Genomic DNA, 12,509 nt, shown 5'->3' on the forward strand with positions numbered 1-12,509 from the left:
CGCGGGCCGCCCGTAGGGTCCGGGCAGGTGCCCGGCCCGAGACGCTGTCAGACCTCAGCCGGCGAAGCCCAGCTCACGGGCGATCAGCATGCGCTGCACCTCGCTCGTGCCCTCGCCGATCTCCAGGATCTTGGAGTCGCGCCACATCCGGGCCACCGGGTACTCGTTCATGAACCCGTACCCGCCGTGGATCTGGGTGGCCTCGCGGGCGTTGTCCACGGCGACCGTGGAGGAGTACAGCTTCGCGATGGCCGCCTCCTTCTTGAACGGCTCCCCGGCCACCAGCCGGGAGGCGGCGTCCCGCCAGCCGAGGCGGGCCATGTGCGCGCGCATCTCCATGTCGGCCAGCTTGAACTGGATGGCCTGGTTGTCGCCGATCGCCCGGCCGAAGGCGTGTCGTTCCTTCGCGTACTTGACCGATTCGTCCACGCAGCCCTGCGCCAGACCGGTGGCCAGCGCCGCGATCGCGATCCGCCCCTCGTCGAGGATGCGCAGGAACTGCGCGTACCCGCGGCCCTCCTCGCCCACCAGGTTGGCCAGCGGCACCCGGACGTCGTCGAAGGACAGCTCACGGGTGTCCGAGGCGTTCCAGCCGACCTTGGAGTAGGGGGCCGCCACCGTGAACCCGGGGGTGCCGGACGGCACGATGATGGAGGAGATCTCCGGGCGGCCGTCCTCCTTGCGGCCGGTCACCGCGGTGACCGTGACCAGGCCCGTGATGTCCGTTCCCGAGTTGGTGATGAAGCACTTCGAGCCGTTGATGACCCACTCGCCGCCGTCCTTGACCGCGGTGGTGCGGGTGCCGCCGGCGTCGCTGCCCGCGCCGGGCTCGGTCAGGCCGAAGGCGCCGAGCATCTCGCCCGAGCACAGCTTGGGCAGCCATTCCCGCTTCTGCTCCTCGGTGCCGAAGAGGTAGAGCGGCATGGCGCCCAGCGAGACCCCGGCCTCCAGGGTGATGGCGACGGAGGAGTCGACCCGGGCGAGCTCCTCCAGGGCGATGCCGAGGGCGAGGTAGTCGCCGCCCATGCCGCCGTACTCCTCGGAGAAGGGCAGGCCGAACAGGCCCATACGGCCCATCTCGCGGACGATCTCGTACGGGAACTCGTGGCGCTCGTAGAAGTCGCCGATCTTGGGCGCGACGACGTCGTGCGCGAACTCCTCGACGGTGCGGCGGAGTTCCTCGTGCTCGGGGGTGAGCCGGTGGTCGAGGGACATGTCTGTGGTCACTCCTTGTGGGAGAGGGCGCGGACGGTTCGGGAAGGGCTGGGCCGGCCCAGCTGCTCGGCCATCCACACGCTCGTGGCGGTGAGGGCGGCCAGGTCGACACCGGTCTCGATGCCGAGGCCGTCGAGCATCCACACCAGGTCCTCGGTCGCGAGGTTCCCGGTGGCGCTCTTCGCGTACGGGCAGCCGCCGAGGCCGCCGGCCGACGCGTCGACGGTGGTGACGCCGTGCTGGAGGGCGGCCAGGGTGTTGGACAGGGCCTGGCCGTAGGTGTCGTGGAAGTGGACCCCGATGCGGTCGGTGCCCACGCCGTCCTCGTTGAGGGCGGACAGCAGGGCCTGGACGTGGCCGGGGGTGGCGACACCGATGGTGTCGCCCAGGCTGAGCTCGTCACAGCCGAGGTCGAGCAGTGCCCTGGCGACGCGGACCACCTGGTGGACGGGGACCGCGCCCTCCCAGGGGTCGCCGAAGCACATGGAGAGGTAGCCGCGGACGTGCATGCCGTCGGCCTTGGCCGAGGCCACGACCGGCTCGAACATGGCGAGCGACTCGTCGACGGTGCGGTTGAGGTTGCGGGCGGCGAAGGTCTCGGTGGCCGAGCCGAACACGGCGATCCGGTCGGCGCCGAGCTCCCGCGCCCGGGCCAGGCCGCGCTCGTTGGGCACGAGCACGGGCAGGTGCACACCGTCGAGCCCGGCCAGACGGGGGTACAGCTCCTCGGCGTCGGCGAGCTGGGGCACCCACTTGGGGTGCACGAAGCTCGTGGCCTCGACGGTGGTGAGGCCGGCGGCGGCCAGCCGGCGGATGAACTCCGCCTTCACCTCGGTGGGGACGGCCGACTTCTCGTTCTGCAGGCCGTCCCGGGCACCGACCTCGTGGATCCTGACCCGGGCCGGGAGCCCGGGCGCCGGCACGGTCATGGGCAGTCCGTTCACGGTGCTCACTCCTCCTCGCCCTCCGGGGTGACCACGGCCAGGACCTGGTCCATGGCGACCGTGGTGCCGGGGCTGACGTCGAGCTCGGCGACGGTGCCGGCGTGCGGGGCGGAGATGACGTGCTCCATCTTCATGGCCTCGACGACGAGCAGGCTCTGGCCCGCGGCCACCTTGTCGCCGACGGCCACCTTCACGACGGTCACGGTGCCGGGCATGGGGGCGGCGAGGGTGTCGGCGCCGCCGTGGCGGGAGCCGGTGAGGCTCGCCTGGACGGGGTCGTGGCGCTGGACGTGCCAGGTGTCGCCGTCCCGGCCGATCCACACCCCCTCGGGGGAGGCGGCGTAGGCGAACCGGTGCGTGACGCCGTCCAGCTCGACGGTGACCCGGTCCGGGCCGGCCTCGACGAGCCTGGCCGTGGCGGTGTCCTCGCCCTGCCGGAGTTCGTACGAGGCGCCCCTGGTGCGGGTGCGCACTTCGACCGGGTCCTGGCCGGGGACGCGGAAGTGGCGGACCGTCCAGGCGGGGGTGCCGCCCAGGCGCCAGCCGTCGGCGGTCCCGAAGGGGTCGACCCAGCCGCCGGGCGGGCCGCCGGGCCGTGCGGCGGGCCGTCCGGCGGCCAGCAGTGCCGCCGTGGCGTACACCTCCGCCGGGACGCCCTCGGGGAGCAGGGACGGGAGGTCCCGCTCCACCAGCCCGGTGTCCATGTCACCCGAGACGACCTGGGGGTGCGCCAGCAGCCTGCGCAGGAAGCCGGTGTTGGTCTGGACGCCCAGGATCACCGTGTCCGCCAGCGCCGCCCGCAGCGACCGCAGGGCAGCCGCACGGTCCGGGCCCCAGGCGATGACCTTCGACAGCATCGGGTCGTAGGTGCTGCCGGTGTCCACGCCCGCCGTCAGCCCCGAGTCCGTACGGACGAGGTCCGAGGACGGCTCGGACAGGGCCAGGACGCGGCCGCCGGACGGCAGGAAGCCCCGGGCCGGGTCCTCGGCGCAGATCCGGGCCTCGACCGAGTGGCCGCTGAGCCGGACGTCCTCCTGGCCGAAGGACAGCTTCTCCCCGGCCGCGACCAGCAGCTGCTGCTCCACCAGGTCCAGCCCGGTGATCCGCTCCGTGACGGGGTGCTCGACCTGGAGGCGGGTGTTCATCTCCATGAAGTAGTACGAGGACGGGTCCCCGCCCGGGACGATGAACTCCACCGTGCCCGCGCCGACGTACCCGCAGGAGCGGGCCGCGTTCACCGCGGCCTCGCCCATCGCCGCCCGGATCTCCGGGGTCAGCAGGACCGACGGGGCCTCCTCCACCACCTTCTGGTGGCGCCGCTGCAGCGAGCACTCGCGCTCGCCGAGGTGGACGACGTTCCCGTGGGCGTCCGCCAGGACCTGGATCTCGATGTGCCGGGGGCGGTCGATCCACCGCTCCACGAGCAGGGTGTCGTCGCCGAAGGAGGACCGCGCCTCGCGGCGGGCCGCCGCGATCTCCTCCGCCAGCAGGGCCTCGTCGCGGACCAGGCGCATGCCCTTGCCGCCACCGCCCGCCGAGGGCTTCAGCAGCACCGGCATGCCGATCGCGGTCGCCGCGTCGGTCAGTTCGGCGTCCGACAGGCCGCTGCCCGAGGAGCCCGGGACGACCGGGACACCCGCCGCCTTCACCGTCTCCTTGGCCCGGATCTTGTCGCCCATCAGGGAGATCGCCTGCGCGGGCGGACCGATGAAGGTCAGGCCCGCCTCGGCGCAGGCGGCCGCGAAGGCCGCGTTCTCCGCGAGGAAGCCGTAGCCGGGGTGGACCGCCTGCGCGCCCGTGCGCCGGGCCGCGTCGATCAGCTTCGGGACGGACAGGTAGCTCTCCGCGGCCGCCGCCGGGCCGATCCTGACGGCGGTGTCGGCCTCCCGTACGTGCCGCGCGTCGGCGTCCGCGTCGCTGAAGACGGCCACCGAACGCACGCCCAGCTCGCGCAGGGTGCGGATGACGCGGACCGCGATCTCGCCCCGGTTCGCCACAAGGACCGTGCTGAACATGGAAGAAGTCCTCACATTCGGAAGATGCCGAAGCCGGGCTCACCCAGCGGGGCGTTGGCGCAGGCGGTCAGGGCCAGACCCAGCACCTGGCGGGTCTCCAGCGGGTCGATGACCCCGTCGTCCCAGAGCCGCGCGGTGGCGTAGTACGCGTTGCCCTGTTCCTCGTACTGGGCGCGGATCGGCGCCTTGAAGGCGTCCTCCTCGTCGGCCGCCCACTCCTGGCCGGCGCCCTCGATCTGGTCCCGCTTGACGGTGGCCAGTACGGACGCGGCCTGTTCGCCGCCCATGACGGAGATCTTGGCGTTGGGCCACATCCACATGAAGCGCGGCGAGTACGCCCGGCCGCACATCGAGTAGTTGCCGGCGCCGTAGGAGCCGCCGACCACCACGGTCAGCTTGGGCACGCGGGTGCAGGCCACGGCGGTGACCATCTTCGCGCCGTGCTTGGCGATGCCGCCCGCCTCGTAGTCGCGGCCCACCATGAACCCCGAGATGTTCTGCAGGAACAGCAGCGGGATGCCGCGCTGGTCGCAGAGCTCGATGAAGTGGGCGCCCTTCTGGGCGGATTCGGCGAACAGGATGCCGTTGTTGGCGACGATGCCGACCGGGTGGCCGTGGATCCGGGCGAAGCCGGTGACCAGGGTCTGCCCGAACTCCGCCTTGAACTCCTGGAAGCGGGAGCCGTCCGTGATCCGCGCGATGATCTCGCGGGCGTCGTAGGGGGTGCGGGAGTCCACCGGGACCGCGCCGTACAGCCCGTACGGGTCGACCTTCGGCTCCTCCGGCGCCTCGACCGCCCAGGGCAGGGCCCCGCGCTCGGGGAGTGTGGCCACGATGTTCCGGACGATCCGCAGCGCGTGCGCGTCGTCCTCGGCCAGGTGGTCGGTGACCCCGGAGGTGCGCGAGTGGACCTCGCCGCCGCCGAGCTCCTCGGCCGTGACCACCTCACCGGTGGCGGCCTTCACCAGCGGAGGGCCGCCCAGGAAGATCGTGCCCTGGTTGCGGACGATGACCGCCTCGTCGCTCATCGCCGGGACGTACGCGCCGCCGGCCGTGCAGGAGCCGAGGACGGCCGCGATCTGCGGGATGCCGGCGCCGGACATCCGGGCCTGGTTGTAGAAGATCCGGCCGAAGTGCTCGCGGTCGGGGAAGACCTCGTCCTGCATCGGGAGGAAGGCGCCGCCGGAGTCGACCAGGTAGAGGCAGGGGAGACGATTCTCCAGTGCCACCTCCTGGGCCCGGAGGTGCTTCTTCACGGTCATCGGGTAGTACGTGCCGCCCTTGACGGTGGCGTCGTTCGCGACGATCACGCACTCGCGGCCGCTGACCCGTCCGATGCCGGCGATCACGCCGGCGGCCGGGGCCGAGCCCCCGTACATCCCCTCGGCGGCCAGCGGGGCCAGCTCCAGGAACGGGGAACCCGGGTCCAGGAGGGTGTCCACCCGGTCCCGCGGCAGTAGTTTGCCGCGCGCGGTGTGCCGGGCGCGGGCCTTCTCGCCGCCGCCGAGGCGGGCGGCCTCCAGCCGGGTCCGCAGACCCTCGGCCAGCTCGCGGTGGGCGGCCTCGTTGGTCCGCCAGGCGTCCGACGCCGGATCCGCGGCGCTCGTCAGCACTGGTGCCTGCTGCATCCCGTGAGCCCCCTTGCCCTCGGTTAATGAGCGTTAACACTTGTCGCGCCCAGGTTAACGACCGCTAACGGCCCTGTCTAGAATGGATTCCCATGACCACATCAGCGGCCGCCCCCACCCGTCGCGAGCAGATCCTCAGTGAGGCCGCTCGCCTCTTCGCCGCACGCGGATTCCACGGCGTGGGCGTGGACGAGATAGGTGCGGCCGTGGGCATCAGCGGCCCCGGCCTGTACCGGCACTTCGCCGGCAAGGACGCCATGCTGGCGGAGCTGCTGGTGGGCATCAGCGAGCGGCTGCTGACCGGCGGCCGGCACCGGGTCGCCGAGGCGGCGGGGGATCCCGCGGCGGTGCTCGCCTCGATCGTCGACGGCCACATCGACTTCGCGCTCGACGACCGGGCGCTGATCACCCTCCACGACCGGGAGCTGGACCGGCTGCGCGAGGAGGACCGCAAGCTGGTCCGCCAGCTGCAGCGGCAGTACGTCGAGCTGTGGGTGGAGGTCGTACGGGAGCTGCACCCGACGGCGCCCGAGGCCGAGGCGCGGGTCGCCGTGCACGCGGTCTTCGGCCTGCTGAACTCCACCCCGCACCTGGGCGCGCTCGGCCGCGATGCCATGGAGTCGCTGCTCCGGCGGCTCGCGCACGGGGCGTTCGCGGCGCTCTCGGACCGCTAGGCCGCGACCGCGGGAAGCGGGTGCCCGCTCCGGGCCGGAAGGCGGGCCCGGAGCGCGGGTGTCCCGGGTTGCGGAATGGAACCGGCGCCTCCGGCCGCGCGGCGGCAGAATGGCGGCATGCCGACCCCGATACCCAGCCGCGCCGAACTCGTCGACCACCTCGTCCGCACCCGGATCGCAGGCCAGGTGGCCACCCCGCGCGAGAACAACCTCTCCCACTACCGCAAGCTCGCCAACGGCGACCGCCACTACTGGCTGGGCCTTGAGCTGGGCGACCGCTGGACCGACGAGCAGGACGTGCTGGCCGTCATGGCGGAGCGCTGCGGCGTGGTCGACGACCCCGAGCACCGGTACGGCCAGGACACCATCGACCCCGAGCTGACGGTGGCCGGACTGGACCGGATGGCGGCCCGCCTGCGCAAGGCGGCGCTGGACCGGCAGAGCGTCCTGCTGGCCACCGGCCACCCGGGCGGCCTGCTGGACGTCCACCGGGCCACCGCCGCGGCCCTGCGCGCGGCCGGCTGCGAGATCGTGGTGATCCCGTCCGGGCTCACCGCGGACGAGGGCATGGTCTGGCAGGTCGCGGACGTGGCCGTGCTGGAGCGCGGCGCGACCCTGTGGCACACCCATTCGCCGGAGCCGATGAACGCGATCCTCGACGGCCTCGCCCTCGTCGGCCGGCCGCTGCCCGACCTGGTCGTCGCCGACCACGGCTGGGCGGGCTGTGCGGCCCAGCGCGGCGTGGACGCCGTCGGCTACGCGGACTGCAACGACCCCGCGCTCTTCCTGGGCGAGTCGGAGGGCACCCTCCAGGTCACGGTCCCGCTGGACGACCACGTCCGCGACCCGCGCCACTACGACCCGATGGTGGCGTACCTGCTGAACGCGGCGGGCCTGACGCACGGGGGATGACCGGCCCGCCGCGGCGGCGTGGTCAGCGCGGGACGCGGACCACGCCCTCCTGGATGACCGTCACGGCCAGTTTGCCGTCGCGGGTCCAGATGCGGGCCTGGCCGAGGCCGCGGCCGCCGTGTGCGGTGGGGGACTCCTGGTCGTACAGGAGCCACTCGTCCGCCCGGAACGGCCGGTGGAACCACATCGCGTGGTCCAGCGACGCGCCCACCACGTCCCCGACGGCCCAGCCGCCCCGGCCGTGCGCGAGCAGGACGGAGTCCAGCAGCGTCATGTCGGAGACGTACGTGGCCAGGCAGACGTGCAGCAGCGGGTCGTCGTCGGCGAGCTTGCCGGCCGTACGGAACCACACCTGCGACCGGGGTTCCAGCGGTTCGCCGACCGAGCCCCAGGGCGGGGTGGTCGCGTACCGCAGGTCCACCGCGTCCCGGGAGTCCAGCAGCCGTTCCACCGTGCCCGCGTCCCGGAAGATCTCCCGGTAGCGGGGGAGGTCCTCCGCCGCGGTCGGCAGGGTCTCCGGGTCCGGGGCGGCCGGCATCTCCGTCTGGTGGTCCAGCCCCTCCTCGTACGTCTGGAACGACGCGGAGAGGTGGAAGATCGGCTGCCCGTGCTGGACGGCGACGACCCGCCGGGTGGTGAAGGAGCGGCCGTCGCGGATCCGGTCCACGGAGTACACGATCGGCGCGCCCGCGTCCCCGGCCCGCAGGAAGTACGAGTGCAGGGAGTGCGGCGTACGGTCCGCGGGCACGGTCCGGCCGGCCGCGACCATGGCCTGGGCCGCGACCTGTCCGCCGAAGACCCGGGGCACCAGGGAGGTCCTGCTGGTGCCGCGGAAGATGTTCTCCTCGATCTGCTCCAGGTCGAGCAGATCGAGGAGATCGGCCAGTGCCTCGCTCAACGGGACTTACAGCCCCATCGACTTGGCGATGATCGACTTCATGACCTCGCTGGTGCCGCCGTAGATGCGGTTCACCCGGTTGTCGGCGTAGAGGCGGGCGATCGGGTACTCGTTCATGTAGCCGTAGCCGCCGTGCAGCTGGAGGCAGCGGTCGATGACGCGGTGCGCGACCTCGGTGCAGAACAGCTTGGCGGAGGCGGCCTCGGCCGGGGTCAGCTCGTGGGCGTCCAGGGCCTCCAGGGCGCGGTCGGCGACGGCCTGGGCGGCGTCCACCTCGGCCTGGCAGGCGGCCAGCTCGAACTTGGTGTTCTGGAAGTGCGCGACCGGCTTGCCGAAGACCGTGCGGTCCGTGACGTACTGCTGGGCGAACCGGACGGCCGCCTGGGCCTGCGCGTAGGCGCCGAAGGCGATGCCCCAGCGCTCGGACGGCAGGTTCTGGCCGAGGTAGTAGAAGCCCTTGTTCTCCTCGCCGAGCAGGTCCTCGACCGGGACCTTGACGTCGACGAAGGCCAGCTCGGCGGTGTCGGAGGTGCGCAGGCCCAGCTTGTCGAGCTTGCGGCCGATCGAGTAGCCCTCGGACTTGGTGTCCACGGCGAAGAGCGAGATGCCGAAGCGGCGGTCCTGCTCGGTCGGGGCGGAGGTACGGGCGCAGACGATCACGCGGTCGGCGTGCACACCGCCGGTGATGAAGGTCTTGGAGCCGTTGAGGACGTAGTGGGTGCCGTCCTCGGAGGGCTTGGCGGTGGTCTTCATGCCCGCGACGTCGGAGCCGGTGCCCGGCTCGGTCATCGCCAGCGCCCACATCTCCTCGCCGGAGACGAACTTCGGGAGGTAACGCTTCTTCTGCTCGTCGGAGGCGAGCAGCTTGATGTACGGGAGGGCGAGCAGCACGTGCACGCCGGAGCCGCCGAAGTTGACGCCCGCGCGGGCGGTCTCCTCGTAGAGCACGGCCTCGAACTTGTGGGTGTCCAGGCCCGCGCCGCCGAACTCCTCGGGCACGTTGATGCCAAAGATGCCCAGCTCGCCCAGCTTGTAGTAGAAGTCGCGCGGTGCCTGGCCGGCGGTGAACCACTCGTCGTAGACCGGAACGACCTCGGCCTCGATGAAGGCCCGGATGGTCTCCCGGAACGCCTCGTGGTCCTCGTTGAATACCGTACGGCGCACGAGCCGCCTCCTCGATCCTGTCCCGGCCAGCCTACTGGCTAAGCGCTTGCTCAGATTTAAGTTACCGGCGAGTTCCTTCCGCTGTCCAGATGCCGTCGCCCGGTCACGGCCCCTCGGGCACGCCGGTGACGGAGCCGGCCCTGACGGGCAGCGAGGCCGGCGCCGAGGTCCGGCACCGCTCGCTGGAGGGCTCCGGCGGCGTCTGCGCGATCGCGTACCGAGTGATCGGCATCTGAACCGAATTTCGTTCACGATTCCACAATTCCTAAACCCGAATCTCGAACCTCAGAACTTGCTCAACAAGGGTTCCTGGCCGAGATGACCGGCCGGTAGGTTCCCTCTTGATCAAGGAGGGTGCCCCTGACCAGGGCGCCCTCGCGCGAAAAATCGAATCGGGGATAAATAAGTGAAGAGCGCAAAGAGCATCGTTTCGAGCGTGCTGACCACCGCCATGCTGGGGAGTGTCATCCTGGTCAGTGGTGCCGGGGTCGCGCAGGCCGATTCCGCTCCGCGTCCGGGGGCTGCCGTGAGCCCGCTCGAAGAAGCTCGTTCGATGTGCATCATGTACAAGAACAAGAGCAACTGTGCGTACCTGATGAGCCACACCAAGATGAACAAGATGGTGAAGGACTGCCTGCTCAAGGGTGCCATCGGCGGCGCCGGCGCGCTGATCGTCGGCCGCTTCGTGAGCAAGGACGTCGCCAAGGACATAGCCAGTAAGACCGTCGTCGCCGGCGCCACCGGTTGCCTCGCCGCCCTCGTCTGAGTAGGAAACATTCATGGCCAGGATCGTCTTCACTCTCGCTTGGGCCGGGCTTCTCATTGCCGCGAACAAGGCGCTCGATGATGTTGTCTGGGCGCAATATCTGGCGACGTTCGCGCTCGGGGGCCTTTACGCAATCGCCTTGACCAGGGTCGATTTTCTGCGCGCCGGAAAAGCCCGGCAAGCGGCTGAGTGAAAAAGTTCCTGGCTGTTTCCTTTGTGTGCCGGATCCGGATTTTCCAGACCGGACCGGCCTCAATGACCCCGCCCTCCTCGGTCAGTCGCCGGGGAGGGCGGGGTGCGTCGTCCTGATTCCGGCCGGCGGCACCGGTCAACGACGACCATGGGCGGAGACCACCCCCGGGCCGCGGGTTTCGGCCCGGGCAGGGTCCCATGCACAGACCCGCGCCCCCCGGTGGGGGACGCGGGCCTGGTCGTGCTGCGGGCGGGGCCGGTCCGTCAGCCCGGCGGTGGGGTGGTGTCCGCCGCGTTGGGCGGTTTCTTGCCCACGCCTTCCAGGGGGGTGAGCAGCCAGTGCTCGTCCTCCCAGCTGACGGTCTCGTTCACCTCGACGGGGCGGTTCGCGGTCTTCGCCTTGCCGCTCAGCCGGACGTGCCAGACGTTGGGGAACTCCGACGTCCGGGTCCAGCCGACCTCCCAGCCCTGGCCGCCGTACTGCTTGATCCGGGCGGAGGCGTCGGCCTTGCCGTCCGGGTGGTCGTCGAGGAGCTCGGCCAGGCCGGCCTCGTCCGACGCGTTGAGCAGCGAGACGTAGCTGCGGAGGAACCGGTCCTGGTCCGCCAGGTCCGCCTTGGCGTCACCGCCGCCGCACGCCGTGGCCAGGGCGGCGCAGAGTACGGCGCCGGCCGCGGCCACGATCCGGGAGTGCGGGCGGCGGAGGCCCCGGTCAGGTACGGAAGGCGTAGTACTTCGCCCGCGGGTTCTGCGCCACAATGCTCGCCACCGACTTCCGGTAGGTGTTGTTGGAGTGGTAGGTGAGGTACGGGACACCACGCGAGCTGCGGTACGTGGTGATCATCGAGTGATCCTTGGACCCGTTGCCGCTGAAGTCCATCTGGAGGATGTCCCCGACTCCCAGGTGGTACACATTGGTGAGGTTGTACGTCCGCTTGCTGTACAGGGCGAACGATGCCCAGTAGTTGACGTTCACCCAGGACGTGGTCTGGTTGGCGGAGTTGTACCACCAGTTCTTGTAGCTCTTGTACCAGCCGGTGTCGTTCTTCCAGCCGCCGGCCCGCAGGGACTGGCTGATGAAGTTGGTGCAGTCACCGCCGACGTCGTTGAACTTCCGGTACGCCGGGTTGTAGTTCTTCCAGTACTTCTCGGCGTACTTCGCCATCGCGCTGTAGTTGTACCCGGCCGCGGGTGAGATCTTCGCCTCCGGCCGCGCGGGCACGGAGGTGGCCGCGGCCTCACCGGCCGCGTCTGCCACGGAGCCGGCCGGCTCCACCACGGTCGAGTCCGGCTGGTTGATCGCCGCCGGGCCGCCCCGGTCGAGCGAGGCGATGCCGGTGAGCTGCCAGGTCTTGCCCGGTCCGGTGGTGAAGGTCAGTTCGTGCCGCGCCTGGAAGCCGGTGTTCGGCGGCTCGTCGCCGTAGATCTTCTTGTAGGTGAGTTCCGTGGTCTCGGTGACCCGCACCTTGGCGCGGGTGCCGGTGACGTTCACGCTGTCGACGTCCACGTCGACCTTCGCCGCCGTGTACGCCTCCTTCAGCTCGGCGAGCCGGGCCTTGCGCTGGAGCAGGCCGGTGACGGCGCCGTTCTCGGCGGCGGCCAGGCCGCTCGCGACACTGACGGGGCCCGATGGGGGCGTCGCCGCGAAGGCGTTCGGCCGGGGCCCGTCGAGCAGGGCCGAGGTGCGCTTGGTGAGGACGGAGTCGGCCAGGGCGGCGAAGTTCTTCGTGGTCGCCGCGTCGACGCTCGCGGCGGGGCCCGCCTCCGCGCCGGTGGCCGCGGCGGCCCCGGTCGCCGGCAGCAGGACGGCGGACAGTGCGGCGGTCAGCACGACCGCGGTCGCAGCCTTTAACCGCGTGTTGGAGTTCACTGGTTGCTTCCCCCTGGGGTTGCGGTTGTGAAGTACCCGTTGAGCCCACTGTGCCAAAGGAAGCGGCCAAATGCTTTCGTTTTTAGCCGAGTTGAGGTCGTGTCGGACTGGAATTGATCGTTCCCTGCCGACCCTCATGTCGAAATGCGAACCATGGCTCCGCGTGTCGGGCGTGGCCCGGAAACACGGTGGAGTGTGGCGCGTAATGCCATTGACCGCACGGGGGTCGGC

At 71.1% G+C, this 12,509-nt stretch carries 13 protein-coding genes; 5 read left to right on the plus strand and 8 right to left on the minus strand.

Annotated elements, in window-relative coordinates; all coding sequences use genetic code 11:
* Positions 1 to 54 precede the first annotated feature (54 nt).
* Genes ACGFQ9_RS19190 through ACGFQ9_RS19205 form a run of 4 tightly spaced genes read right to left on the minus strand, consistent with a single transcriptional unit; the run spans position 55 to position 5,802 of the window.
* Complete coding sequence (locus tag ACGFQ9_RS19190) at positions 55 to 1,215, minus strand: acyl-CoA dehydrogenase family protein (RefSeq protein ID WP_393575032.1); 1,161 nt, start codon at positions 1,213 to 1,215, stop codon at positions 55 to 57.
* 8 nt (positions 1,216 to 1,223) lie between these two features.
* Positions 1,224 to 2,144, minus strand: a complete 921-nt coding sequence (locus ACGFQ9_RS19195) for a hydroxymethylglutaryl-CoA lyase (RefSeq protein WP_393575370.1) — start codon at positions 2,142 to 2,144, stop codon at positions 1,224 to 1,226.
* 20 nt (positions 2,145 to 2,164) lie between these two features.
* The gene (locus ACGFQ9_RS19200; protein ID WP_393575034.1) at positions 2,165 to 4,174 is read right to left on the minus strand and encodes a biotin carboxylase N-terminal domain-containing protein; all 2,010 of its coding nucleotides are present in this window, start codon (positions 4,172 to 4,174) and stop codon (positions 2,165 to 2,167) included.
* An 11-nt stretch (positions 4,175 to 4,185) separates the two neighbouring features.
* Positions 4,186 to 5,802: a carboxyl transferase domain-containing protein gene (locus ACGFQ9_RS19205; protein ID WP_393575036.1), complete on the minus strand. Its 1,617-nt coding sequence runs from the start codon at positions 5,800 to 5,802 to the stop codon at positions 4,186 to 4,188.
* A 92-nt stretch (positions 5,803 to 5,894) separates the two neighbouring features.
* Here ACGFQ9_RS19205 and ACGFQ9_RS19210 point away from each other — a divergent pair, with 92 nt between their 5' ends.
* Positions 5,895 to 6,476, plus strand: coding sequence for a TetR/AcrR family transcriptional regulator (locus ACGFQ9_RS19210; protein WP_393575037.1), 582 nt, complete (start codon positions 5,895 to 5,897; stop codon positions 6,474 to 6,476).
* A 117-nt stretch (positions 6,477 to 6,593) separates the two neighbouring features.
* Positions 6,594 to 7,388, plus strand: a complete 795-nt coding sequence (locus tag ACGFQ9_RS19215) for a phosphatase (RefSeq protein WP_393575039.1) — start codon at positions 6,594 to 6,596, stop codon at positions 7,386 to 7,388.
* Between the two features lie 22 nt (positions 7,389 to 7,410).
* Here the strand turns inward: ACGFQ9_RS19215 and tesB are convergent, their stop codons facing one another.
* Together tesB and ACGFQ9_RS19225 are read right to left on the minus strand one after the other, a co-directional pair.
* The gene (gene tesB, locus ACGFQ9_RS19220) at positions 7,411 to 8,286 is read right to left on the minus strand and encodes an acyl-CoA thioesterase II (protein ID WP_393575040.1); all 876 of its coding nucleotides are present in this window, start codon (positions 8,284 to 8,286) and stop codon (positions 7,411 to 7,413) included.
* A 6-nt stretch (positions 8,287 to 8,292) separates the two neighbouring features.
* On the minus strand, positions 8,293 to 9,450 hold the full coding sequence (locus ACGFQ9_RS19225) for an acyl-CoA dehydrogenase family protein (protein WP_393575042.1): 1,158 nt from the start codon (positions 9,448 to 9,450) through the stop codon (positions 8,293 to 8,295).
* An 89-nt stretch (positions 9,451 to 9,539) separates the two neighbouring features.
* Between ACGFQ9_RS19225 and ACGFQ9_RS19230 the strand changes: the two genes are divergently transcribed.
* From ACGFQ9_RS19230 to ACGFQ9_RS19240, 3 genes are all read left to right on the plus strand, one after another.
* A complete protein-coding gene (locus tag ACGFQ9_RS19230; protein ID WP_393575043.1) occupies positions 9,540 to 9,686 on the plus strand; it encodes a hypothetical protein in 147 nt (48 codons plus the stop codon).
* A 170-nt stretch (positions 9,687 to 9,856) separates the two neighbouring features.
* The gene (locus ACGFQ9_RS19235; RefSeq protein WP_393575045.1) at positions 9,857 to 10,216 is read left to right on the plus strand and encodes a hypothetical protein; all 360 of its coding nucleotides are present in this window, start codon (positions 9,857 to 9,859) and stop codon (positions 10,214 to 10,216) included.
* Between the two features lie 13 nt (positions 10,217 to 10,229).
* On the plus strand, positions 10,230 to 10,409 hold the full coding sequence (locus ACGFQ9_RS19240; protein ID WP_393575047.1) for a hypothetical protein: 180 nt from the start codon (positions 10,230 to 10,232) through the stop codon (positions 10,407 to 10,409).
* Positions 10,410 to 10,672: 263 nt separating this feature from the next.
* Here the strand turns inward: ACGFQ9_RS19240 and ACGFQ9_RS19245 are convergent, their stop codons facing one another.
* Together ACGFQ9_RS19245 and ACGFQ9_RS19250 are read right to left on the minus strand one after the other, a co-directional pair.
* Entirely contained in the window at positions 10,673 to 11,089 is a 417-nt protein-coding gene (locus ACGFQ9_RS19245) for a hypothetical protein (protein WP_393575049.1), read from the minus strand.
* Positions 11,090 to 11,120: 31 nt separating this feature from the next.
* The gene (locus ACGFQ9_RS19250) at positions 11,121 to 12,278 is read right to left on the minus strand and encodes an amidase domain-containing protein (protein ID WP_393575051.1); all 1,158 of its coding nucleotides are present in this window, start codon (positions 12,276 to 12,278) and stop codon (positions 11,121 to 11,123) included.
* Positions 12,279 to 12,509: the final 231 nt, after the last annotated feature.

Source organism: Streptomyces sp. NPDC048603 (assembly GCF_043199475.1).
Taxonomy (GTDB): Bacteria; Actinomycetota; Actinomycetes; order Streptomycetales; family Streptomycetaceae; genus Streptomyces.